Genomic DNA, 23,124 nt, shown 5'->3' with positions numbered 1-23,124 from the left:
GACGTAGTTTGGTGTCACACTACAAAAGCGTCGGATTCCAAAACGCTGTTATGAGCGTAGCTTCTGAGAATATAAATTGAGTGAATGAATAGTATCGAAACGAAAGGAAGAAGAAATGAACTTCTACGAATTTGTAGGTAAAACTGGGCAACATTCCACATATTCTATAAATGTACGAGCACTGCTATTAATCAATGCTCGTAATGGTCGCGCGGCCATTGTTTAACGCTATATTAACCTGTAAGAACGGCGTCTTCTGGGTATTTGACCAAGGTAGGTTCAGGACGTGCCAACATGTAGGCAAGCGTGAGCGGCCCAATACGACCAATGATCATCACCACGATCATAATGTATTTACCAGGTTCAGAAAGTTCCGCAGTCAAACCGGCGGTGAGCCCCACTGTGGCAAATGCGGAAATGGTTTCAAACATAACCTTATCAAAGCTGGCCTTCTCGGTAAGCATCAATAAAAACATTGCGCTTGTCAGGATGGCTCCGCTCACAACGATAATTGCCAATGACTTAGTCACAGTTTGCCAATTTATGGTTCGCTTAAACATAACCACATGTTTCTTTTGGCGTAAAAAGGTCCACGTAGCCATAAACGCAACAGCAAATGTGGAAACTTTAATACCGCCCCCCGTTGAGGTGGAACCCGCTCCAATTAACATCAGAACAATCATGACCAGTAAGGCTGGCTGGGTAAACAACGCCAAGTCAACACTATTAAACCCTGCCGTTCGAGCACTCGCAGATTGAAAGAATGCCGCCAACCATTGCCATGTTGCAGGTAAAGACGCCATTGTGTTTGGGTTGCTTCGCTCAAGTAACCAAAACATCATCGTTCCGACTAAGAGCAATATCGGTGTCGCAATCAGCATGATTTTGGTGTGAAGATGCAAAAAGTGGAAACCTTTGCGCCAGTTTAGCCAGATGTCACCCACAACAGTAAAACCAAGCCCGCCAAAAATGAATAGCCCCGCCAGTGTAAAGATAACCAACGGATCATTCACAAAGCTCATCATACTGTCAGAAAACAGCGCGAACCCAGCGTTGTTAAATGCAGAAATTGCATGAAACAAGGCGTAAAACATACCAGTCTGCCAGCCCATTTCAGGGACCCAGCGGATAGAGAGAAAAATAAACCCGATCGTTTCTGCAACAAGCGCGAAAACAACAATCCGCTTTACTAGTCGGTTTAGATTGACTTGCCGATCTTGCCCTAATGCTTCTTTCGCCAGCGCTTGTTGACGTAAACTCAAACGCACGCCGAACATATAGAGTAAGACCGCCGACAACGTCATCTGCCCCAACCCACCGATTTGCATTAAAAACATCAGCAAGATTTTACCCGCAAGCGTAAAGTGTTGCCCAGTATCGACAACACCAAGCCCTGTCACACTAATAGCGGACGTTGCGGTAAACAAAGCATCCGTTATCGACAGGCCCGTAACAGAAAAAACTGGCAAGGTTAGCAATACCGCAGAAGGCAGTAAAACACCGAGAAAACTGAGCAATATAATTCGCGGTTCGTTGCCTTTCGCTTTCTCTTGTTTACCATCTGGTGCGTAAAAAACACCTTTCTGATGAAAATACGTCATAGCGATTTTAATTTATTTGCGAGCGCATCTTGAGGGCCGACCACAATAATTAGGTCACCAATTTCTAGTGTGGTATTAAGGTCAGGTGCCTTGGTAATTTCTGGGCCCCGTTTAAACCCTAGCACTTGCACGCCATCGACTTTGCACAGAGCCAAATCACTTAGTGTCTTACCCATCCAACGAGAGCCAATCACAAACTCCGTCATAGCTAAGCCACTGCCTAATGGGTGGAACTCAAGAACCCGTTTATCGAGCATTTTACGCGCGACACGTATTCCCATGTCACGCTCAGGCATGATAATGTGGTCTGCGCCAATTTTTTGCAGAACACGAGCTTGGAAGCGGTCGTTGGCTTTAACCCATACTGACTTTACTCCCGCCTCTTTAGCAATCAATGTCGCAAGAATACTGGCATTGACATCCGCTCCGATGGCAATCATCACCATGTCGTAATCATCAAGTTTGAGCTCAGCAACCGTCTCTTCGTGAGTACAGTTAGCCACAACCGCCTGACTAACAAAACTGGCGGCTTCTTTAACTCTGTCTTCGTTGATGTCAACGGCTAAAACTTGAGCGCCTGAATCTTGTAACTCTTTACACACTGCCAAACCAAATCGGCCAAGACCAATAACGGCGAATTGCTTATCACCTGTTTTCATTTGTGCCCCATCTTATGCATTCATTAGCAAGCAAAAAAGTTTGCGCCCATTCCTTACCTTGTGCAAACCTGCGGACAGATAATTGACAAAAGCTTAACGCACCTTGATTCACTTTACGTGTTAAGCGTATGACACTGATTAACTTTTTTCCTCATTACCGAATAGAAACCGTCGCGATGGCTACATAATTGGATGCCTTAAAACGCAAAAAGCCGCAAGAATGCGGCTTTTAGATCATGGGATAAACTGGCTATTTTGATTCGCGCTTATCGTGCGGTTTACGTTTATTCTTAGGCACGTAATTTAAAATTGAAATTGGTACTGGCTTTCTTGGCGCAAAACCTTCAATTTTCACTCGCTCTAGCAAGTGCCCTAAACGACTTTCAATCATGCAGAGGTTCTTAAAGTCGTCTTTTGAAACCAGTGATATCGCCTCACCTTTCGCGCCAGCACGACCTGTACGACCAATACGATGTACATACTCATCCGCTGGGTAAGGTAAATCGTAGTTGATGACAACTGGCAGATTATCAATATCAATACCGCGCGCAGCAACGCCGGTTGCGACTAAGTACTGGATTTCACCCGCTTTAAACTTTTCTATTAATTCCTGGCGAACACGCTGATTACGGCCACTGTGGAATGCTTCTGCCACAATGCCACGTTTCTCAAGTTGGCTTACCAGTTTGGCTGCGCCGTGTTTAGTTTCAATAAATACCAGTACTTGCGACCAGTCATTTTCTTTAAGCAAGTGACTTAACAGCGACGACTTCATGTCTTTATCGACGGTCGTGATCCACTGTTTAATATTTGATTTTGAGGCACTGTGCTTTGCAATCGTGATCTCTTCAGGATCAATAATCGCATTTTTCGCCAAGTCACGAACAGGGTTAGATAACGTCGCTGAGAACAGCAAACTTTGCACATGTTCTGGCATACAGTCGACGATTTTGTCGATCGCATCGATGAATCCCATATCCAACATTTTGTCGGCTTCATCAAGCACTAGCATTTCCACTTCATCAAAGTGAATCGCGCGTTGACCGTACAGATCAATCAAGCGCCCAGGCGTGCTTACCACAATATCGACACCCTCGATCAAGGCTTGTTTTTGTGGTGCATAATCCACACCACCAAACATCGCCATTGAGCGTAATGGTAAGTTTTTACCATAAGCTTCAATACTTTGATGAACCTGAAGCGCAAGTTCGCGTGTTGGCGTTAGGATAATCGCACGAGCGCGTTTTTTACGTTGCGTTTCGCCTCGACTAAGCTTTTCTAAGATTGGCAGAACAAAACTGGCCGTTTTACCTGTGCCCGTTTGCGCTGCTGCAATTAAATTGCGGCCACGCAATACGATTGGAATGGCTTTTTGTTGGATAGAAGTGGGTTTTTCATAACCTAGCGCTTTTACTGCATCAGCAATCGATGCGCTTAAACCAAGCTTAGAAAATGGCATAGAAAGGTCTCAACAGAGGAAATGGGCGCGTAGTGTATCAGAATCCCCGTGAAGTAACAGAAGGATTCATGCGCGAAAAACTAGGAACATGATACAATCTTAGCCCAGGAAATTGGGCTGCAAACCTTTTTCTAATTTTTTCCTCACTTTGTAGGAAACATCATTAAGCGTGATTTTCCCCGTTTTGTGGCGGTCGATACCTGCATTCTGTCGATAGGCAATTGAGCCTTGTCTGAACAAAACGAAAGACGGCGGTTTACCAATCGCAGCAGGGTAGAGAATGGCCATGTAAGCATCTTCTAAGCTATTAATTTTATTTCGATAGGGCCAATAGTACGCTTTCACATAGTCAAGTTGTTCAAGCGCGCCCATTCTCGCAAGAGTCTTTGTGTTCACTCCTAATGACTCTGCGGTAGAGGGCATAAATTGAATTAACCCTGTAGCCCCGCTTCCGGAACCATTTTTGATGCTTGGACTGAAAGTTTCAGCAGTTTCAAATGCCATGCACGCCATAAGATGATTAGGATTGATCTTTAGCTCTTTACTAATACGGATGACTTTAGATTTGAACTCTGGAGAAACTTTACCTCCCCACGCTACCGCGTTCTCGGGATCTGCAATCGAAGAGACCGTTGATGCGTCATGTTCTTCGACAATTTTAGAAAGTAGAGGAAGCGTTTGGCGTAGTCGATGGCTCGAACTCACCAAGCGAATTGATTTGGTAAGAAACTTGTCTTTTTTTTGGTGTAGTTTTTGGAACTTTACTAACTTATACAGTTGCTTATAAACCGTTTTCACAACGAAGCCGGATGTAGGGAACACTCCCAGAATGTAATCCATTTCCTACAAATTTAATATAAATATCAGCAACAGGAATTCTAGATGTGATCAATGTCACCATAAAAATTCTCAAATTCGATACACACCGATGTAAGTGGTCAATGTGTCTCCAACACGCTAGAAGTAAAAGTAAAGAGGCATTAAAAAGGTCTTACCAATTTTTTGGTAAGACCTAGGTTTACTGATTCTCGGATAAGCGAATGTATATTCTTACAGTTCAGCTTCCCGAACCAGTTCTGCAAGCGTCGACAAACGCTGCTCACTTTGTTTTACGTAAGGATTATTCGTATCCCAAGCATATCCAGCCAAAATCGCACTAATCATCTGTTTAATACGTGGATTCGGGTTTTGATAGAAAATCACATCTTGCAACGTGCCGTTGTACCAGCCTTCCACATAAGTGCGGAATGTGTTCACTCCCACCATTAAGCGTTGCGAGTACTCTTCTTGCCAATCAACCTTTTCACCATTCAGCTGACGAACCACGCAGTCCGCTGCAAACTCTGCCGATTTCATGGCGATAGTGACACCCGATGAAAATACAGGATCAAGAAACTCACCAGCATTACCAAGCAACGCGTAGTGCTCTGTCGCTAAACGTTTGACGTTAGCAGAATAGCCACCCAACTCGCCTGCTGGATTCGGGTAATTCGCGTTTCGCAATAAAGCAGCCAAACCCGGCTCTTCATTGGCTAACTGCTGCAACGCTGCAATCTTATCTTCTGGGTATTGTTCAAAAAATTCTGGCTCACCCACCACACCAAACGAACAGGTACCATTAGAGAATGGGATTAGCCAGTACCATACGTCGTGATTTTCAGGATGAACTGAAATTAAAATTTTGTTGCGATCGTATTCCGGCTCTTGGGGAGAGATATGATCTTCGATATGGGTAAAGATCGCTTTTCTAGGCGGAAGACAAGAAGGTTCTTCTAGCTCCAACAAGCGTGGCAAAACACGCCCAAAGCCACTTGCATCCAGCACAAAATCTGCTTCGATTTGATAAGCCTTCTTATTTGAGTCGAGCACTTCTAATCGAGACTTTTTCCCTTCAAACACTAGGTTGAGCAGCTCATGCTGATAACGAATCTCTACGCCTTGCTCTTCAGCGCTATCTGCCAATACTTTATCAAAGTTGGCACGTTGAACCTGAAACGTCGTGCCCGGTCCTGGTGTGTATTTGTTTGTAAAGTCGAACTGGGTGTATACGCCATTACGACGAAATGCAGCACCATCTTTATACTGGAAACCAAACTGCTTTACTGCATGAGTCATTCCTGCTTGTTCAACAACTTCCATACATGCAGGGAGTAGGCTTTCTCCTATGGAAAAACGTGGAAAAGTCGCTTTTTCTAAGACAACAACATCTATGCCACGCGATTTTAATAAGGCAGAAACGGTTGAACCTGATGGCCCCGCTCCTACGACAACAACTTGCTTGAGCTCTATTTTCATTCTGAATTTAGTTTGCTTGTAGTTTTAATAAGGTATGACCAAGGCCAATATTGTCGGTTCTTTCAACGACAGATAAACCTGCCGCTTCGACAATTTCTAAGAAATCATCACTGCGATAAAAGCGACTATTACCGTTAGCTAAACAGGTAAAATAAAGAGAAGTGGCATTAAGGCTATAGGAAGCTCCCGCGTATTTTTGAGCATCCCAAAACAGCTCCAATACGTAAATAGTATCTCCCTTCGTTAACTGGGCTTTAACTTTTTTAAGGATATTGAGGATCTCAATTGGGGAAAAGCAATCCAAGAACTGGCTCATCCACCATACGTCAGCATGCTCAGGCAATGTTTGTGCTTTATCAAGCATGTTTGCAGGGTATGGACGTACACGCTCGACGAACTGGTTTTCTGAAACATTCTTTATCGCTACTTCTAATTGCTGCGGTAAATCAACAATCGTCACTTGAACGTCAGGGTCATGTTTACAACACTGAATCGCCCATTTTCCCGTATTTCCGCCAATATCCACAAGATGCTTTGGCTTCCTTGCAAATACCTCTTTAAGCAGAAGTGGGAACGAGCGATCCGAATAGAAATGATCGAACTTAAACCAGCTCTGTTTGGCTTGTTCTGGTAACGTCGATAGACCTTGATAAATGGTCTCCCAATTGCCCAACTCTTTCAAACCTGACGGTTTACCTTCTTGAATTGCTTCCGTCAAATGCATCATCGCGGCGTAACAAACATCTGCCGTAAAATCCATGTTTGCATTCGTCATACCATCATGAAGAAGGTAAAAACCAAGGTTTGCAAGCGAATAGTTAGGTCGTTCCCATAAAACAATATGCGCACTAATCGCCATATCCAACAGTACTTTAACACCATATTCTGATACTCCCGTTTTCTCGGCAATATCTGTGGCACTCATGCCTTGAGCGCCAGCGCTGTCTAAAGCGGCTAAAATACCTAAATCTCGAAGCGTTTTGGCGGTCTGGAACACGATTGGTGCAAAAGATAACTTCTGAGCTTCTGTCTTCGCTTCAAAAGCATTAAAAGGGTCATTATTTTGATTTAACACGGAAAAACCTAACTGCAATTAATAGTTTTATTGTTGAGATTGATTGCCCAACAATGCAATAGCTCGCTGAATATCAACATTCAAGTTGTTTACCCAACGATTGTAATTGCGGTGGATTTTGCCATCACTTGCTTTGAGATTTACTGAGTTGAGATAAATAATTGAGTAATATTTATTATTGTATGGGATTTTTACTTCTGCAGAGTGTTTACGAACGTGGATTTTTGCAATAAGAACACCAGGGCTTACTTCTTCGATCGTCCAGCCTCGGTTAGTTGCTGATTGCACTATGGCCATTTTTACTTGTTTATTTTGAAGATCATAAGCAACTGGAGTATCCTCCACATTCATTACAGGTTGTACTCGTCCACAACCAACAAGAAGCAAAGTTAATAATAACGAGACATACAGCTTAAAACGCGACATGATAATTTCCTTTTTATTGTGAATTTGGGTCAACCCCAATTTGTATCGAGCTGTAAAATAAACAATTTAACCCAATATGCCAAACTCGAAGATCAACATTTCGTTCAATATTGATGCGTGGACAGCGAATTCATTCGGTTTATCCGAATCCAATGAATGGAAACAATGGGCAACAGAGATAAAATGGCCAGAAGATGGCAAAATCAATGTTGCAAATATTCCTGCGATGATGCGCAGAAGAATGAGCCCACTCAGTAAACTGGCGGTACAAACTGCAATCGAAATGCTTAATCAACATCAAGTTGATTACCTTGTATTTTCAAGCCGTCATGGTGAACTGCATCGCAGCGTCGCACTAGTTGAAGATATAATTAATGGAGAAGAGGCGTCTCCGATGGCTTTTTCTCAATCGGTGCACAATACCGCCGCAGGGCTTGCCACTATCGCAACTAAACAACCCATTCCCCTAACTTCTATCGCTGCGGCAGAAAACACATTCCAAAGCGCAATATTAGAAGCATGGCTGTTTTTGTCCGACAATCCTGACAAAAAAGTACTGCTTGTTGATTTTGATGAGCCTATGCCTGACTCTTATTTAGAATATGAAAACCAACAATACCAAGGGTTTGGACTTGGCTTAATACTTTCTCATGGAGACAAGTTCGCGATACAAAGCTCCATAAACGCAGAACGTTCCGGTCATCCTCTTCCTCAAGGTTTAGTATTTTTGCAACAATACTTGTTAGATAAAAGCCAGTGGACTATTCACGCTCCGAAACAAATTTGGGAATGGCACAAAAAATGACTCGCTTAAATCAGTATTGGCGTGTGCTAGCAACAGGCTTTTGTTTTTCAGTATTTGGGTTAGGTGGTTTAGTACTGAGCTTCATTGTTATTCCGACCATTCGTATTTTTGTTTCAGACCAAACGGAACGCGAATATAAAGTTCAAGGTGCGATTCGATATTCATTCAACACATTTTGTAAATTGATGAAGTTGAGTGGCGCAATCGATTATCAAATTATTGGTGCCGATATTCTTCAACAAGATCGTAATTGTTTAATTGTTGCCAACCACCCTAGTTTAATCGATTACGTTCTCATTGCTTCACAATTAAATCGCTGCGACTGTTTAGTAAAATCGGCAATATGGTCGAATCCTTTTATGAAGCACATCGTAAAAGCAGCCGGATATATTCCCAATGAAGCACCGGATGATTTATTAGCACTTTGTGATGAACGATTTAACAAAGGCAACGTGTTGCTTATATTTCCTGAAGGAACAAGAACAACACCAGGTGTAGAGCCGAAATTACAACGCGGTGCAGCACAAATTGCGGTAAGAACAGAACGAGATTTAAGAGTTGTCCATATTACGGTAACGCCAAGTTTCCTCACAAAAGAGAAAAAATGGTATCAAGTACCGGCAACAAAGCCCTTTTTCAGGGTTGAAGTTAAGGATAAAGTTGAGATTACCCCCTTTATAAAGCAAACTACGTCGCCGACAATAGCGGCGCGACGCTTACAACAGCACCTAGCTGAAAACATTTTTCCAGAAAACTTTTATTAATAAGCAGGTCCCAGTGGAACAGTTACACAACGACATTAAGCAACTTATTATTGATGCTTTAAACCTTGAAGATTTAACCGTAGATGATATTGAAACGGATGCACCACTTTTTGGTGATGGACTTGGCTTAGATTCTATCGACGCGCTTGAGCTTGGACTCGCAATAAAAAAACAATACAACATCGTTATTGATGCCGACGACTCAAATACGCGCGAACACTTTGCGTCTGTAGCAAATCTAGCGAAATACGTTTCTTCTCAAACTAATGAATAAGTTGTAGGTATATTCATGACTGATGTAAATAAAGATCAAGTATTTGAACAAGTTAAAGATGCGCTTGTTGAGCTGTTCGAAATTGACGCAGCCGACATTCAATCAGATGCGCACTTATACCAAGATCTCGATCTTGATAGCATTGACGCCGTTGATTTGGTCGTACACCTACAGAATGTCACTGGCAAAAAAATCAAGCCAGCAGAGTTTAGTGCAGTAAGAACCGTTGACGATGTGGTTAACGCTGTTACTGAGTTATTGAAGGAAAGTTAATGCGCCAATTGCTGACTGGTCTGTCTGCAATTGTACTGCTTGCCTACCCCTTCGCCGTCTATTTCGGTATAGATAAATTTGGCTTGAACTTAGTTGGGGGCTTGTTAATTGCTGCGTTACTTTTGCGTGTTTTCGTCGCAAATAAGACCCCACTAAAAGAGTTTAAATTCTTGGCGCTCGCTACGGGCGCTGTTGGCATTGTCCTAATTACGCTTGGCATGGTGTTTAAACAACATGGGTGGCTTCAGTTTTACCCTGTCGTTGTCAATGTATGTATGCTGTGTGTGTTTGGACTGAGCTTAAAACAGCCGCAATCGATCATAGAGAGGCTTGCTCGCTTGCAAGAACCCGACCTTCCGGCTAGTGGCGTGGCTTACACTCGCAAAGTGACGATGGTTTGGTGCGCCTTTTTTACGCTCAACGCTGCCGTTGCACTCTATACCTGTTTCCTACCAGTAAAAATATGGACGCTTTATAACGGCCTCATCAGCTACTTACTTGCTGGTGGCTTGTTCGCTGGAGAATGGATCGTGCGTCAATTTGTTCGAAAGGAACACTAATCGTATGAATACAACGTATTCGAGCTTTACCTCCCTTGCGACCTTGTTCATCGCAGAGAGGTCTGAGCAATCCCCAGTCTCTTACGATCGCGACACGGTTATCACGTGGGGTGATTTCCAGCAGCACGTCGCAACACTTGCTCAGCAGTTAGAAACCCAACCAACGCAAAACATTGCGTTGTGTTTTGGCAACAGCTACCTGTTTGCCGTTGGCTTTTTTGCTTGTTGTTATACAGGAAAATCCATTGTATTACCTGGTAATTACCAACTAGAAGCACTCAAAGAGCTCAGTGAGCACTACGATTTGTTGCTGCATGATGCCGATGTCTCGGTTCCAGAATTGGTGAGCTCGCTTTTGATCGAAGCTCAATCATTGCTAGAAACCACCGTGATTAACGAGCCAGAGGCCAAACAACCTTATTTTTGGCGTGAATTAAACCTGGCAGAAATACCAGTAACGCTATTTACTTCGGGTTCAAGCGGCACACCAAAAGCCATTGCAAAAACGCTGAAACAGCTCGATATCGAAGTTGCTATTCTAGATAACCTGTGGGGCGACACGGTTGCCAGCACACGCGTTGAAAGCACCGTCTCTCATCAGCACATTTACGGCTTGCTGTTTCGTGTATTGTGGCCTTTGTGTTCTGCACGTCCATTTTCAGCACACAACCTAGAGTTCCCTGAGCAAATTGTCCATCACGCCGATGTTGACACCACGCTAGTAAGCAGCCCTGCGTTACTAAAACGACTCAGTGAAGAGCATAATCCGGTTGCGATTCGGTGCGTATTTTCTTCTGGTGGCCCCCTGCCAAACCAAGCCGCGCAACACAGCCAGCTGTTGTTTGGGTCACTTCCTATTGAAGTTTTTGGCAGCACAGAAACCGGCGGCATCGCTTACCGTCAGCAGCACGTAGCCAGCACTCCCTGGACGTTATTCCCTGGTATTGAAGCCGAGCTTAACCATGAAAATTGTTTAAAGCTCCGCTCGCCACACATTGATGAAAACACTTGGTACCAAACTGCGGATGAATGCTATTTCCATGATAGTATTTCTTTTGAATTGCGTGGACGCACTGACCGAATCGTCAAAGTCGAAGAAAAGCGTGTTTCCCTTGTCGAAGTGGAAAAACGTTTAGATCAATTGCCGTGGGTTCAAGAAAGCGTGGTGATCCCAATGGAAGAATCTGGTCGTCTCACGTTAGTCTCGATCATCGTACTTAACGATCAAGGCAGCGATGTGCTTAATGAACTTGGTAAAGGCAAATTTTGGCTTGAGCTTCGCAAGGCACTGCGCAATTGGCTAGAACCGATCGCTATCCCGAGAAAATTCCGAGTGGTCGACGAAATTCCCTTGAACAGCCAAGGCAAACGCCAAGTTGCTGAAATTGAAAAACTATTCCAATAAAGCTAGTAACATGGATAAAAGAAAACCAACTATTCAGAATATTGAAGTGAGTGACCATACCGCGGAGCTGTCGCTGCGAGTGGATGCTGACATCTTAGATTTCCAAGGTCATTTCAATCACTTCCCTCTTTTACCCGGCGTCACTCAAATTGATTGGGCGCTGTTCTACGCCGTTCAACATTTGAATACTCCCAAGGTATTTAAAGGAATGGAAGTCATCAAATTTCAAGAGCCGATTCTACCAAACGCAGCCGTTTGCCTCTCACTCTCTTGGGACAATGAGCGCGAGAAATTGACCTTTAAGTACACATCGAAAAACGGTGAAACCTTGGTGACTCACTCTTCAGGCAAAATGAAACTGGGTGAGTCACGTGAGTGATTATCGCCCCTGCTTTTTAATTCCTTGCTACAACCACGGCAGCACAATTGCAGACGTGGTTGCGTCGTTATCCTCTTTCGCTTTGCCAGTGCTGGCCGTTGACGACGGCAGCAATGAAGACACCAAACAAGCGCTTTCTGCTTTGAGTGAACAAGGGCTGATAAAACTGATTAGTTTGAGTGAAAACCAAGGCAAAGGTGGCGCGGTGATGGCAGGCCTACATCAAGCTCACCAACTTGGTTTTACGCACACCATTCAAATCGACGCAGACGGTCAACACGACCTAGAAGCATTGCCGAAATTGCTCAGCGCCAGCGAAACAAAACCAGATAACCTGATTTCGGGCCAACCGATATACGACGAGAGCGTACCTAAATCCCGTTTGTATGGTCGCTACGCTACGCACGTGTGGGTGTGGATAGAAACCTTGTCACTGTCTATCAAAGACAGCATGTGCGGTTTTCGCGCCTACCCAGTGGCGAAAACGGTCGCCGTGTTGAACAAGTACAGTATCGGCAAACGCATGGATTTTGATATCGAAATTCTAGTGCGAATGTACTGGGAAGGCGTCGACATTGATTTTGTTCCAACGCGCGTGATCTACCCTGAAGGTGGCATTTCCCACTTCGACGCATTGTGGGATAACGTCAAGATAAGCTGGATGCACACTCGCCTATTTTTTGGCATGTTGCCGCGCATTCCTTCGCTACTCGCCAGAAAGCGCCAAAACACAGATGACAGTAATGCCCACTGGTCGAAACGAAAAGAACAAGGCACGATTTTAGGCATCAAAACCTTACTCGCGGTTTACCGCTTGTTCGGCAGAAAAGCGTTTGACCTGATTTTAAAATTAGTCATGCGCTACTACCACTTCACGGGTAAATCTGCCCGTGAAGCGTCTGAGATTTACCTGCAAAACTTGCAGTACTACGCAACGCAGCAGAGCATCGCACTACCAAAACAGTTGGACAGCTATCATCATCTGCTTTCTTTTGGGCGAACCATGCTCGACAAACTGGCAGCATGGCAAGGTGACTTTAACGTCGATAACCTAACCATTCACGGCCAGCATCATTTCGAAGAGATGGCGCAGAAAAAACAAGGCGTGCTCATTTTAGGCTCGCACCTTGGCAATATCGAACTCTGCCGTGCGCTTGGTCGTCGACACTCTCATGTCAAAATCAATGCCTTGGTATTTACCCAACACGCTGAACAATTTAATGCGGTAATGAAGGCGGTAAACCCAAATTCGGAACTGAATCTGATTCAAGTCAGCTCAATGGGACCAGACACCGCGATTCTGCTTCAACAAAAAATCGAGCAAGGCGAATGGGTGGTGATCGTTGGCGATCGCACTTCCACCTGCAAAGAAAATCGTGTCGTTTGGGCAGATTTTCTTGGTAAACCTGCACCATTCCCGCAAGGCCCATTCATGCTAGCCTCGGTATTAAAAGCGCCGGTTTACTTACTCTTCGGCCTACGCGACGATGAAGCGAACACTCCGCATTTTAATGTGTACTTTGAACACTTTAGTGACCAAGTCACGCTACCACGCAAGGAGCGTCAGCAGGCACTAGAACGCGTTGTTCAACAGTACGCACAAAGATTAGAACACCACACACTGCAAGCGCCGTTACAGTGGTACAACTTTTTTAACTTCTGGACTTTAAGTAATCAGCCACATGACAAACAACAATAATCACAACATCACTTTTGGTGCCCAATCTTTAACCATCGAAGATGTCGTTGCCATTGCTCAAGGTGCAAAGGCACACATGAACACCTCGCCAGAATTTACCGCGAAAATTGATCGTGGCGTGGCGTTTCTGGAACGATTACTGAAGGAAGAAGGCGTTATTTACGGCGTGACCACGGGTTACGGCGATTCATGTACTGTGGCGATTCCACCCGCTCTTGTGGATGAACTTCCGTTGCACCTTACACGCTTCCATGGTTGTGGCTTAGGTCAAATCCTTTCTCATGAGCAAGCTCGTGCGGTGCTGGCAACACGTTTATGTTCATTGTCGCAAGGCGTATCTGGCGTGTCTCACGATCTGTTGAACCAAATCGTTACGCTTATCAACCACGACATTGCGCCGCGTATTCCACAAGAGGGCTCGGTGGGCGCAAGTGGCGATTTAACGCCTCTGTCTTACCTAGCGGCGACCTTAATTGGCGAACGTGAAGTGCTTTACAAAGGTGATGTGCGACCAACACAAGAAGTGTTTGCAGAGCTGGGCATTGAGCCAATTCGCCTAAAACCAAAAGAAGGTTTGGCGTTAATGAACGGTACATCCGTGATGACTGCCCTCGCCTGTCTTGCCTACAAACGCGCAGAATACCTAGCTCAGCTTTGCACCAAGATTACCGCGATGGTCTCTGTGGGTATGCAAGGTAATGACTTCCACTTTGATGAAGCGTTGTTTGCGGTAAAGCCTCACCCTGGTCAACAGCAAGTTGCGGCTTGGCTGCGTGATGATCTCAATGCTGAGCGTCCGCCACGCAATAGCGACCGACTGCAAGATCGCTACTCGCTGCGTTGTGCGCCACACGTAATTGGCATGGTGCAAGACTCACTGCCTTGGCTACGTCAATTGATTGAGAATGAACTAAATAGTGCCAACGACAATCCAATTATCGATGGCGACAACGAGCGCGTTCTGCACGGCGGTCACTTCTACGGTGGTCATATCGCAATGGCGATGGATACGTTGAAAGTGAACATTGCCAACTTAGCTGATTTGCTGGACCGTCAGATGGCGCAACTGATGGATTACAAGTTCAATAACGGCCTGCCGTTTAACTTAACCGGTGCAGAAGGCGAGCGTAAACCGATCAACCACGGCTTTAAAGCGGTTCAGATTGGTATCTCAGCTTGGACGGCAGAAGCGTTGAAAAACACCATGCCAGCGAGCGTTTTTTCTCGCTCAACCGAATGTCACAACCAAGACAAAGTGAGCATGGGCACCATTGCGGCTCGTGATTGCTTACGCGTACTTGAGTTAACAGAGCAAGTTGCTGCGGCTTCACTCCTAGCAAGCGTTCAAGCGGTTGAGATACGTCGTCGTCATAACGAATTGGACGAACACCACATGAGTCAGAGTTTGCGAGTAATTCGTGACGCCGTGCTGAGCGAGTTTGAGTTTGTGATTGAAGATCGCCCATTGGAACAAGATTTGCGTCATTTCATTGAACGCATTCAGCAACGTCATTGGCCACTCTACGCGGAGGTATAATGCAAGAGCAGGTTCTCTACCCATTAGAAGCGGAGGTGACTATGGTCACCTCATTCCAAGATGCTGACCCGATGGGCGTGATATATCACGGCAACTTCTTTCGGTATTTTGAAGAAGCGCGTCGTGTGCTGATGGAGAAGATCCAATACAGCTATCGCGATATGCAAGACTCTGGGTATATGTGGCCGATCATCGACACGCGCGTTAAATACGTCAAGGCGATTCCGTTTAATCACACCATTCGCATTACCGCGCAACTCACGGAGTGGGAAAACCGCTTGCGTGTGGATTACGTGATTTACGACGCCGAAACGAATCAACGTATGTGCAAAGCGCATACAACGCAAGTCGCCGTATACATTGAAAAGCAAGAGATGTGCTTTGTTTCTCCAGCAGTCTTTTTAGATAAAGTAGAGCAATGGCACAACCATGGGAGCCTGAACTAATGCAAAAGTGGTTACTCTCTTTTTTGTTGATATTTTCTGTTCCAGCACTGGCCACACCGACAGCAAACGTAACGGATTTGGCATCGCTTCAACAGCAGTTGTCTCAGCATGAAATCGTACGCGGAGATTTTACGCAGCAGCGTCATCTGGAAATGTTTAGTCAACCTTTAACCTCTAAAGGTCAGTTCACACTGAGCAAAACACATGGCTTGTTGTGGCAACAAACTGAACCTTTCGCAGTCAATTTGGTATTGACGGAAAACAAACTTCGTCAGACTTTTGCCGACCAAGCTCCGAAAACGATTTCTGCTGAAGAAAACCCAATGGCGTTCTACTTTAGCCATGTGTTTTTATCCGTGTTCCACGGGGATACTTCTGCACTGCAAGAACAATTCACACTCGATTTTTCAGTTGAGAACAATCAATGGCAGCTCGTTTTAGTGCCAAAACAGTCGCCATTAAATGCGGTGTTTCAATCCATCACTCTTTCCGGTAAAACGCACATTGATCGCCTAACCCTACAAGAGCTGCGTGGCGATAAGACCGAAATCACGTTTACGAACCAGACCTCTCTACCTCAGGAACTCACGGATGCCGAAGACGCTCAATTCCGTTTCTAAACTCAGTCTTGGCACTCATACCTTTGCTCTGGTTTGGCTCAATCTCGTTGTTTTAGCGGGCGCGTTGCTACTCAAACAATGGGTTTGGAGCGCAGAATCTCCGATTGAGACCAACATTTTAAAACTGTTGCCGAAGAACCAACAAAACCCAGTGGCAGAGCAAGCCTTTGAGTCGGTCTCGGCAAGTATGAGCGACAAAGTCATTTTCGTGATCACAGCGCCGGACAAAAATGCCCTTTTTGCAGCGGCCACTGAATTTGATAAGGGGTTACGACAAAGTAATCATTTTCGCGATGTGGTGGGAAAAATCTCACCTCAAGAGCAGCAAGCTTGGGCGAGTTACTACTTTAAGCACCGTTTCCAATTGCTGACGCCTGAACAACGAGAGCGTTTAAGCCAAAATCCAGAACAGCAAGTGCAGCATGTGATTCAGTCGCTGTACAACCCGTTTTCTGGAGTGACCGGGCAAGAGTTACAAAATGATCCTTTCTTGCTATTTCGTGATTATTTGAGCCAAGTTACCCAGCAATCGTCCTCTTTCCGATTGGATAACGGCTATCTGTCCGTCGAAAAAGACGGTGCTCAATACTTGCTTATTACTGCCGAGCTAAAAGACTCGCCTTATAGCCTAACTGGGCAACTTGCAGTCCCTGATATTCAAGCGCTAGAACAAGGCGTCGCGCAGAAATATGGCGCTGAAGTCGCACATACTGGCGTTCTATTTTACGCTGACTTTGGTACGCAAAGTGCAAAATCGGAGATCAGCACCATCGGTGTATTCTCTCTACTCGGTATCATTGCATTGTTCTTGCTGGTCTTTCGGAGTGTGATGCCGCTGTCCCTAGCACTGCTTTCCATCACCATTGGTCTGCTCGTTGCTTTGTCCGTTACGACGTGGATTTTTGGAAAAGTCCATCTGTTCAGTTTAGTGTTTGGCGCAAGTTTAATCGGCGTGTCTATCGACTACGCATTCCACTACCTAACCGAACGTCTTGCGGCGGGAAATGAATGGGATAGCGAGCAAGGATTAAAGCATATTTTCATAGCTATCACACTTGGCTTAATCACCAGTTTGATCGGCTATTTGGGCATGTTAGTGGCACCGTTTCCAGGTTTGCAGCAGCTTGCGCTGTTTTCATCCATTGGTCTGATTGCTGCTTACATCACCGTGGTGGCTTGGTATCCGATACTGGCTCGTAACCCATCGCGATCCATTTCGAACTTACCAGGACAATCACTGTTGGCGAAATGGTTAACGCTTTGGAATCAACCTCGAATTAAAGTCGGATTACCGATGTTATGTGTGGTTGCGAGTGGCTTTTTCTTGCTGCAATTGAACTACGATGACGACATTCGTCTGCTGCAAACGATGCCGAAAGATCTCAAGCAGCAAGAAACCTTGATTACGACGCTCAGTGGCATGCAATCTTCGCAGCAAATGTTGGTCGTTACCGCCGACGATGACGAAAGCCTAATGAAAAAGCTGGAGTCTTTGACACCAACTTTAGAAGCGTGGAAAGCGGAAAGCACCATCGAAAGCTACCAGAGCCTGAGCCGCTACTTGAGCTCAGTGGAACGTCAGCAACAAGACTATCAATTGATTCGCGATCTTTACGCGACACAATCCAGCCCACTTACTTCCGGGTTGGGCTTAAGTAAAAAGCCCAAAATGGACGCCGACTTTATCCCTGTTACGGTTGAACAGTACTTGCAAAACCCGGTATCAGCGCCTGTACGTTTTCTTCATTTGGGTAAAATTAAAGAAAAATCGGCAACGGTTGTGGTGTTAAACCAATTGCAAGACTCCGCTGTTGTTAAGGCATTTGCCAAATCACAGTCTGATGTTGTTTACCTAAACAAAGCTGAAGAAATATCCGCCCTATTTGGTGAATACCGAATCAAAATCATGGAGCTATTGGCAGCCGCCAGTGCTGTGATCTTTCTGGTATTAATCAAGCGGTACGGTCTGCAACACAGTTGGCGAGTTTTACTGCCATCATTGATTGCTTGCGCCTGCGGTCTTGCAACTGCTGTCGCGATGGGAACAACATTAAACCTGTTCAACTTGCTTGGCTTGGTGCTCATTCTTGGTATCGGGATCGATTACACTCTGTTCTTTGCCGAGAAAGCCCGCAGTGTGAGCACACTATTGGCGATCACCCTTTCGGCAATGACCACTGTGTTGTCATTTGGGTTGCTGTCACTCAGCCAAACTCACGCGATTCACAGTTTCGGCATTACGGTGTTAAGTGGTATTTTTGTCGCTTGGCTGCTCTCTCCGATTGCAATTAAAACAGAGGAAACGACGTCATGATTTTCAATCACGCCTTTCGCTGCGCGACGTTATTCGCACTGAGCCTGTTTTTAAGTGCATGCAGCTTGGTCCCTCACCAATCGACGCCTCAGGTCGACATTGCCGAGCACACCCAAGTTAGCTTACCCACTCCCGCAAGCTTGGGCTATCAGTTGTCTGCCAGTCAGTTAATTACGGCTTCTTGGGCAATAGATGGTAAAACCAAATCTGAGCAACTTCCGGTACAACTGCAAGTGATCAACAACGAAGTGGTGCTGGCAGGCTTCTCATCCTGGGGGACGAGAGTACTCTCACTGTCTTACGATGGAGAACAAATTCAAACCGAAGTGCTCAACGGTTTACAAGGTTCGCTACCGCAGCCAGAACAGGTATTATTTAACCTGATGATCACGCTCTGGCCGAGTTCCGCTTGGGAAGGGTCGTTAAATGAGGTAAGGTGGCGAATTATTGATAAAAATAATTCTCGCGCCATCTTTGATAGCGACGGTGAAAAGATCATTGAGATTCAATACAGCTCGTCTAACAAGTTAGAGGGTAAGATTGATTTTCATCACCTCAAACATCAGTTTTCAATTTCTATTCAAACACTGCAACATCAGATTAATTAAGAACAATTTAGAATAACAATATGCCTATTCGCTCTTCTCAACCTTTGTATATTCAGGCCTGTGGCTTTCACTCTGCCATGGGACAAGATGATGCGCTCATCCATCAGTGTTTATCGGGAGCGAAGCCATCCAACATGGTGGTTGACCGAGATATTTTAAATTCAGGCCGCCAAACAGTAATCGGTCGAATTGCACAGACGTTACCGCAATTACCGACCGCACTCAGCCAGTTTGATACGAGAAACAACCGCCTCGCACTTTCGGCTTTGCTGCAAATCGAAGGCGACGTGCGTGACGCCATTGCTAAATATGGTCGTGACCGTATCGCAGTCGTGATCGGCACCAGCACATCTGGCATTTCAGATGGCGAAATCGCATTTGGTGAAAAGCTGGCAAAGGGTAATTTTCCTGCCGACTACCATTACACCAAACAAGAGCTTGGCAACTGCAGCGATTTTATTGCCGCCTACTTTGATTTGAGCGGCCCACATTACTCAGTTTCAACCGCCTGTTCTTCTAGTGGCCGTGTCTTTTTAACCGCGCAACGCCTGATTCGCTCTGGCATTGTTGATGCGGTTATTGTGGGTGGTGTGGATACCATTTGTCGCCTCACACTAAACGGCTTTAACGGTTTAGAAGCTCTATCCGATACCCTTTGTAAGCCGTTTGACCAACATCGCAACGGCATCAATATCGGTGAAGCCGCAGCATTAATGTTGCTAAGCAAAACACCTGCGCCCGTTGCTCTTCTCGGAGCTGGCGACAGCTCAGACGCACACCATATTTCCGCACCACATCCAGAAGGGTTAGGCGCAGAAGAAGCGATGAAAAAAGCGTTGGCCAATGCAGGACTTACAGCGCAAGACATTGGTTACATCAACGCGCATGGCACAGCAACGCCGTTAAACGATGCGATGGAAAGCAAAGCCATTCATCGCTGCTTTGGTGACTCCGTTCCCGTAAGCTCGACAAAGCCACTTACCGGACACACATTAGGCGCAGCAAGTGCAACGGAAGCCGCGATCGCTTGGCATATTCTCAAGTACAACCTTGATTTGCCAATACAACACTGCGAAACCAAGGCAGACGATATCCATATATCGTTAGTTGAGACGCCAACCAAACTGGGTAACAAAGCGATTCTCAGCAACTCTTTTGCTTTTGGTGGCAATAATATTAGTCTTATTTTTGGTTACGCTCATGACTAAACTTCCTCCCATCGAACAACTTTTGCCACACGACAAACCAATGATCTTGGTTGATCGTGCTTTGGATGTTCAACAAGATACGATTCACTGCCAGGTTGATATCGTAGAACACAACCCGTTCTTCGACTCAGCCTCTCAAACTGTGCCAGCTTACGTTGGCATTGAGTTTATGGCGCAATCTGTCGCGGCGTGGTCTGGTTACCACGCATTAATGAAAGAACAAGCGCCACCGATTGGCTTTTTGCTTGGTAGCCGTCGATACACGTCTGAATGCGATGCGTTTTCTCGCGGACAGGTGCTCGATGTGTATGCTGAAAAAGTTATGGAAGATAACGGTATGGCGGTTTTTTCAGCCCGTATTGAGCTACAAGGAACTGTTGTAGCGACTTGCCAATTGAACGTTTACGTTCCATCAGAAGAAAAATTACAAGAAATGAAAATCAGGAGTCAACAATGACCCGACAAGTCCTCGTTACAGGTGCCAGCAAAGGCATCGGTAAAGCCATTGCCGTTCAATTAGCCAAAGATGGTTTCCAAGTCATTGTCCATTACATGGGCGATCAACAAGGCGCGCAAGACACCCTAAACACCATCGAACAGCATGGTGGTAGCGGTCGTCTTATCCAATTCGACATCAGTGACCGTGCAGATTGTCGTGAGAAGCTAGAAGCCGATATCGCCGAACACGGCGCTTACTATGGCGTCGTAAACAACGCTGGCATCACAAAAGATACCGCTTTCCCTGCGATGACCGAAGAAGAATGGGATGGTGTAATTCATACCAACTTAGATAGCTTCTACAACGTTCTTCACCCTTGTGTTATGCCAATGGTGCAAAAGCGCAAAGGAGGCCGAATTGTTACCCTTGCATCAGTCTCTGGCCTAATGGGGAATCGTGGTCAAACTAACTACAGCGCAGCGAAAGCGGGCGTAATTGGTGCAACAAAATCACTCGCTCTTGAACTGGCAAAACGCAAAATTACCGTAAACTGCGTTGCTCCAGGGCTTATCGGCACAGGCATGGTAGACGAACACGTGAAAGAACACGCGATGCCGCAAATTCCTTTGCGCCGCATGGGAGAGCCAGAAGAAGTTGCTGGTTTAGTCAGTTACCTTATGTCTGACATCGCAGGCTATGTAACTCGCCAAGTCATTTCGGTAAACGGAGGCCTAGTATGAGCCGTCGAGTTGTTGTAACCGGAATGTCAGGCGTGACTGCGTTTGGTAACGATTGGCAATCTGTCGAACCAAAACTGCGTGACTGCCAGAACGCGACGCAATACATGCCTTCTTACGAACAGTATGATGGTTTGAACACCAAGCTCGCGGCACCAATTTTAGATTTTGAACTGCCAAAGCACTACAAGCGCAAGCAAGTACGCGGCATGGGGCGTGTTTCCAAATTGGCGACCGTCGCAACAGAAAACGCACTAAGCCAAGCAGGTTTGATTGGTAACGACGTGCTAACCAACGGTCAAACGGGTATCGCATACGGCTCATCAACAGGCAGTACCGACGCAATCGGTGCATTTGGTGTCATGCTAAATGAGAAAACCACTAAAGCGATCACCGCAACGACTTACGTGCAGATGATGCCGCATACTACGGCAGTGAACGTTGGTCTATTTTTCGGTTTGAAAGGCCGAGTGATCCCAACCAGCAGTGCATGTACTTCTGGCAGCCAAGCAATCGGCTATGCCTACGAAGCGATCAAACACGGCTACCAAACGGTGATGGTTGCTGGTGGCGCTGAAGAATTGTGCCCAACGGAATCTGCTGTCTTCGATACCCTTTTTGCCACCAGTCTGAAGAATGAAGACCCGAAAAGCACACCAAGACCTTATGACTCCGATCGCGATGGTTTGGTGATTGGTGAAGGTGCGGGAACGCTAGTTCTGGAAGAGTACGAACACGCCGTCGCTCGTGGCGCGAAAATCTATGCAGAAATCATCGGTTTTGCCAGCAACTGTGATGCCGCACACGTCACTCAACCACAGATGGAAACCATGCAAATCTGTATGGAAATGGCTTTGCAAAACGCGGGGATTCCTGCTGAGAAGATCGACTATGTATCTGCTCACGGCACTGCCACCGACCGCGGCGATATTGCGGAAAGCAACGCAACAGCGAATGCTCTGGGCAAAGTGCCAATAAGTTCACTCAAGAGCTACTTTGGCCACACACTAGGCGCCTGTGGCGCGATTGAAGCGTGGCTAGGTTTAGAAATGATGCACACAGGCTGGTTCAACCCAACGCTCAACCTAAAAAACCTCGACGAGCAATGTGGTGATTTAGACTACATCGCCGGACAAGGCCGAGAGCTGGACGTGAAATATTTGATGAGTAACAACTTCGCCTTTGGCGGCATCAACACCTCCATCATCTTTAAAAAGATGTAATGCCCTTAGTAAATGCAAAAGCGCTGGTTAACCAGCGCTTTTTTGTTGGTGGCTATCCAGATTGCTAGAAATTGCAATGGCTAGAATGCCATTCAAAAGTTGTAGATAGAGTGGCAATTACAGCCAAAAACCTAAAAACGACAAAGCCCCGACAACTCAAAGAGTTATCGGGGCTTTTGAATAAATGGCACGCCCTATTGGATTCGAACCAATGACCACATCCTTAGAAGGGACGTGCTCTATCCAGCTGAGCTAAGGGCGCGCTACAGGGACAGGATTATACGAGTTCAAACGGGTAAATCAACGGGTTTTCATAAC

Annotated in this window: 24 protein-coding genes and 1 tRNA gene; 17 read left to right on the top strand and 8 right to left on the bottom strand. The window is 45.7% G+C overall.

Annotation, left to right across the window (positions count from 1 at the left end; translation table 11 throughout):
* Positions 1-233 precede the first annotated feature (233 nt).
* From R7041_RS06480 to R7041_RS06450, 7 genes are all read right to left on the bottom strand, one after another.
* Complete coding sequence (locus R7041_RS06480; RefSeq protein ID WP_064369073.1) at positions 234-1,601, bottom strand: TrkH family potassium uptake protein; 1,368 nt, start codon at positions 1,599-1,601, stop codon at positions 234-236.
* Entirely contained in the window at positions 1,598-2,260 is a 663-nt protein-coding gene (locus tag R7041_RS06475) for a potassium channel family protein (RefSeq protein ID WP_005388291.1), read from the bottom strand. Before R7041_RS06475 ends, R7041_RS06480 begins: the two co-directional genes overlap by 4 nt.
* Before the next feature lie 250 nt (positions 2,261-2,510).
* Complete coding sequence (locus tag R7041_RS06470) at positions 2,511-3,719, bottom strand: DEAD/DEAH box helicase (protein ID WP_206949636.1); 1,209 nt, start codon at positions 3,717-3,719, stop codon at positions 2,511-2,513.
* 99 nt (positions 3,720-3,818) lie between these two features.
* On the bottom strand, positions 3,819-4,559 hold the full coding sequence (locus R7041_RS06465) for a transglycosylase SLT domain-containing protein (protein WP_085569947.1): 741 nt from the start codon (positions 4,557-4,559) through the stop codon (positions 3,819-3,821).
* Between the two features lie 210 nt (positions 4,560-4,769).
* Positions 4,770-6,014 carry an NAD(P)/FAD-dependent oxidoreductase gene (locus tag R7041_RS06460; protein WP_206949635.1) on the bottom strand — a complete coding sequence of 415 codons (1,245 nt, stop codon included), beginning with the start codon at positions 6,012-6,014 and terminating at the stop codon, positions 4,770-4,772.
* Positions 6,015-6,021: 7 nt separating this feature from the next.
* The gene (locus R7041_RS06455) at positions 6,022-7,089 is read right to left on the bottom strand and encodes a class I SAM-dependent methyltransferase (RefSeq protein ID WP_206949634.1); all 1,068 of its coding nucleotides are present in this window, start codon (positions 7,087-7,089) and stop codon (positions 6,022-6,024) included.
* A gap of 27 nt (positions 7,090-7,116) precedes the next feature.
* Positions 7,117-7,515 carry a hypothetical protein gene (locus R7041_RS06450; RefSeq protein ID WP_005382272.1) on the bottom strand — a complete coding sequence of 133 codons (399 nt, stop codon included), beginning with the start codon at positions 7,513-7,515 and terminating at the stop codon, positions 7,117-7,119.
* A gap of 76 nt (positions 7,516-7,591) precedes the next feature.
* Between R7041_RS06450 and R7041_RS06445 the strand changes: the two genes are divergently transcribed.
* The 17 genes from R7041_RS06445 to R7041_RS06365 are packed head-to-tail and all read left to right on the top strand — an operon-like array spanning position 7,592 to position 22,806.
* Positions 7,592-8,320 (top strand): beta-ketoacyl synthase chain length factor, encoded by a 729-nt coding sequence (locus tag R7041_RS06445; protein WP_206949633.1) that lies wholly within the window; start codon positions 7,592-7,594, stop codon positions 8,318-8,320.
* The gene (locus tag R7041_RS06440) at positions 8,317-9,084 is read left to right on the top strand and encodes a lysophospholipid acyltransferase family protein (RefSeq protein WP_005388305.1); all 768 of its coding nucleotides are present in this window, start codon (positions 8,317-8,319) and stop codon (positions 9,082-9,084) included. The genes R7041_RS06445 and R7041_RS06440 overlap by 4 nt, the downstream gene beginning before the upstream one ends.
* Before the next feature lie 13 nt (positions 9,085-9,097).
* Positions 9,098-9,358, top strand: coding sequence for a phosphopantetheine-binding protein (locus R7041_RS06435; RefSeq protein ID WP_005382278.1), 261 nt, complete (start codon positions 9,098-9,100; stop codon positions 9,356-9,358).
* A gap of 15 nt (positions 9,359-9,373) precedes the next feature.
* Complete coding sequence (locus R7041_RS06430; protein ID WP_005382279.1) at positions 9,374-9,631, top strand: acyl carrier protein; 258 nt, start codon at positions 9,374-9,376, stop codon at positions 9,629-9,631.
* On the top strand, positions 9,631-10,191 hold the full coding sequence (locus R7041_RS06425; protein ID WP_206949632.1) for a hypothetical protein: 561 nt from the start codon (positions 9,631-9,633) through the stop codon (positions 10,189-10,191). The genes R7041_RS06430 and R7041_RS06425 overlap by 1 nt, the downstream gene beginning before the upstream one ends.
* 4 nt (positions 10,192-10,195) lie before the next feature.
* Positions 10,196-11,596 carry an AMP-binding protein gene (locus R7041_RS06420; RefSeq protein ID WP_206949631.1) on the top strand — a complete coding sequence of 467 codons (1,401 nt, stop codon included), beginning with the start codon at positions 10,196-10,198 and terminating at the stop codon, positions 11,594-11,596.
* Positions 11,597-11,606: 10 nt separating this feature from the next.
* Positions 11,607-11,975, top strand: a complete 369-nt coding sequence (locus tag R7041_RS06415) for a 3-hydroxyacyl-ACP dehydratase (RefSeq protein WP_053315508.1) — start codon at positions 11,607-11,609, stop codon at positions 11,973-11,975.
* A complete protein-coding gene (locus R7041_RS06410; protein ID WP_206949630.1) occupies positions 11,968-13,674 on the top strand; it encodes a glycosyltransferase family 2 protein in 1,707 nt (568 codons plus the stop codon). Before R7041_RS06415 ends, R7041_RS06410 begins: the two co-directional genes overlap by 8 nt.
* The gene (gene hutH, locus R7041_RS06405; RefSeq protein ID WP_047102876.1) at positions 13,658-15,211 is read left to right on the top strand and encodes an HAL/PAL/TAL family ammonia-lyase; all 1,554 of its coding nucleotides are present in this window, start codon (positions 13,658-13,660) and stop codon (positions 15,209-15,211) included. Before R7041_RS06410 ends, hutH begins: the two co-directional genes overlap by 17 nt.
* Positions 15,211-15,657 (top strand): acyl-CoA thioesterase, encoded by a 447-nt coding sequence (locus R7041_RS06400; RefSeq protein WP_206949629.1) that lies wholly within the window; start codon positions 15,211-15,213, stop codon positions 15,655-15,657. The genes hutH and R7041_RS06400 overlap by 1 nt, the downstream gene beginning before the upstream one ends.
* Positions 15,657-16,277, top strand: coding sequence for a LolA family protein (locus R7041_RS06395; protein ID WP_017634795.1), 621 nt, complete (start codon positions 15,657-15,659; stop codon positions 16,275-16,277). The genes R7041_RS06400 and R7041_RS06395 overlap by 1 nt, the downstream gene beginning before the upstream one ends.
* Positions 16,249-18,591 (top strand): MMPL family transporter, encoded by a 2,343-nt coding sequence (locus tag R7041_RS06390; protein ID WP_206949628.1) that lies wholly within the window; start codon positions 16,249-16,251, stop codon positions 18,589-18,591. The genes R7041_RS06395 and R7041_RS06390 overlap by 29 nt, the downstream gene beginning before the upstream one ends.
* Positions 18,588-19,199 (top strand): DUF3261 domain-containing protein, encoded by a 612-nt coding sequence (locus R7041_RS06385; RefSeq protein ID WP_053350454.1) that lies wholly within the window; start codon positions 18,588-18,590, stop codon positions 19,197-19,199. The genes R7041_RS06390 and R7041_RS06385 overlap by 4 nt, the downstream gene beginning before the upstream one ends.
* 20 nt (positions 19,200-19,219) lie before the next feature.
* Positions 19,220-20,407: a beta-ketoacyl-[acyl-carrier-protein] synthase family protein gene (locus R7041_RS06380; RefSeq protein ID WP_064369067.1), complete on the top strand. Its 1,188-nt coding sequence runs from the start codon at positions 19,220-19,222 to the stop codon at positions 20,405-20,407.
* Positions 20,400-20,864, top strand: coding sequence for a hotdog family protein (locus R7041_RS06375; protein WP_047009504.1), 465 nt, complete (start codon positions 20,400-20,402; stop codon positions 20,862-20,864). The genes R7041_RS06380 and R7041_RS06375 overlap by 8 nt, the downstream gene beginning before the upstream one ends.
* Positions 20,861-21,586: a 3-oxoacyl-ACP reductase FabG gene (gene fabG, locus R7041_RS06370; RefSeq protein ID WP_064369066.1), complete on the top strand. Its 726-nt coding sequence runs from the start codon at positions 20,861-20,863 to the stop codon at positions 21,584-21,586. Before R7041_RS06375 ends, fabG begins: the two co-directional genes overlap by 4 nt.
* A complete protein-coding gene (locus R7041_RS06365) occupies positions 21,583-22,806 on the top strand; it encodes a beta-ketoacyl-ACP synthase (protein ID WP_005382295.1) in 1,224 nt (407 codons plus the stop codon). Before fabG ends, R7041_RS06365 begins: the two co-directional genes overlap by 4 nt.
* Positions 22,807-22,991: 185 nt before the next feature.
* Here R7041_RS06365 and R7041_RS06360 read toward each other — a convergent pair.
* Positions 22,992-23,068, bottom strand: a tRNA-Arg gene (locus tag R7041_RS06360).
* Between the last annotated feature and the right edge of the window lie 56 nt (positions 23,069-23,124).

Origin of the sequence: Vibrio sp. 1751, from assembly GCF_033339895.1 — a bacterium.
Lineage (GTDB): Bacteria > Pseudomonadota > Gammaproteobacteria > Enterobacterales > Vibrionaceae > Vibrio > Vibrio alginolyticus.
Note: the sequence above shows the minus strand (reverse complement) of the source record. Positions and strands in the feature narration are given on the sequence as shown.

What these genes read in the sequence shown, in the direction of transcription:
- R7041_RS06480 (WP_064369073.1), bottom strand. Translation starts at nt 1,601, where the DNA reads ATGACGTATTTTCATCAGAAAGGTGTTTTTTACGCACCAGATGGTAAA.
- R7041_RS06475 (WP_005388291.1), bottom strand. Translation starts at nt 2,260, where the DNA reads ATGAAAACAGGTGATAAGCAATTCGCCGTTATTGGTCTTGGCCGATTT.
- R7041_RS06470 (WP_206949636.1), bottom strand. Translation starts at nt 3,719, where the DNA reads ATGCCATTTTCTAAGCTTGGTTTAAGCGCATCGATTGCTGATGCAGTA.
- R7041_RS06465 (WP_085569947.1), bottom strand. Translation starts at nt 4,559, where the DNA reads ATGGATTACATTCTGGGAGTGTTCCCTACATCCGGCTTCGTTGTGAAA.
- R7041_RS06460 (WP_206949635.1), bottom strand. Translation starts at nt 6,014, where the DNA reads ATGAAAATAGAGCTCAAGCAAGTTGTTGTCGTAGGAGCGGGGCCATCA.
- R7041_RS06450 (WP_005382272.1), bottom strand. Translation starts at nt 7,515, where the DNA reads ATGTCGCGTTTTAAGCTGTATGTCTCGTTATTATTAACTTTGCTTCTT.
- R7041_RS06445 (WP_206949633.1), top strand. Translation starts at nt 7,592, where the DNA reads ATGCCAAACTCGAAGATCAACATTTCGTTCAATATTGATGCGTGGACA.
- R7041_RS06440 (WP_005388305.1), top strand. Translation starts at nt 8,317, where the DNA reads ATGACTCGCTTAAATCAGTATTGGCGTGTGCTAGCAACAGGCTTTTGT.
- R7041_RS06430 (WP_005382279.1), top strand. Translation starts at nt 9,374, where the DNA reads ATGACTGATGTAAATAAAGATCAAGTATTTGAACAAGTTAAAGATGCG.
- R7041_RS06425 (WP_206949632.1), top strand. Translation starts at nt 9,631, where the DNA reads ATGCGCCAATTGCTGACTGGTCTGTCTGCAATTGTACTGCTTGCCTAC.
- R7041_RS06420 (WP_206949631.1), top strand. Translation starts at nt 10,196, where the DNA reads ATGAATACAACGTATTCGAGCTTTACCTCCCTTGCGACCTTGTTCATC.
- R7041_RS06415 (WP_053315508.1), top strand. Translation starts at nt 11,607, where the DNA reads ATGGATAAAAGAAAACCAACTATTCAGAATATTGAAGTGAGTGACCAT.
- hutH (WP_047102876.1), top strand. Translation starts at nt 13,658, where the DNA reads ATGACAAACAACAATAATCACAACATCACTTTTGGTGCCCAATCTTTA.
- R7041_RS06400 (WP_206949629.1), top strand. Translation starts at nt 15,211, where the DNA reads ATGCAAGAGCAGGTTCTCTACCCATTAGAAGCGGAGGTGACTATGGTC.
- R7041_RS06395 (WP_017634795.1), top strand. Translation starts at nt 15,657, where the DNA reads ATGCAAAAGTGGTTACTCTCTTTTTTGTTGATATTTTCTGTTCCAGCA.
- R7041_RS06390 (WP_206949628.1), top strand. Translation starts at nt 16,249, where the DNA reads ATGCCGAAGACGCTCAATTCCGTTTCTAAACTCAGTCTTGGCACTCAT.
- R7041_RS06385 (WP_053350454.1), top strand. Translation starts at nt 18,588, where the DNA reads ATGATTTTCAATCACGCCTTTCGCTGCGCGACGTTATTCGCACTGAGC.
- R7041_RS06380 (WP_064369067.1), top strand. Translation starts at nt 19,220, where the DNA reads ATGCCTATTCGCTCTTCTCAACCTTTGTATATTCAGGCCTGTGGCTTT.
- R7041_RS06375 (WP_047009504.1), top strand. Translation starts at nt 20,400, where the DNA reads ATGACTAAACTTCCTCCCATCGAACAACTTTTGCCACACGACAAACCA.
- fabG (WP_064369066.1), top strand. Translation starts at nt 20,861, where the DNA reads ATGACCCGACAAGTCCTCGTTACAGGTGCCAGCAAAGGCATCGGTAAA.
- R7041_RS06365 (WP_005382295.1), top strand. Translation starts at nt 21,583, where the DNA reads ATGAGCCGTCGAGTTGTTGTAACCGGAATGTCAGGCGTGACTGCGTTT.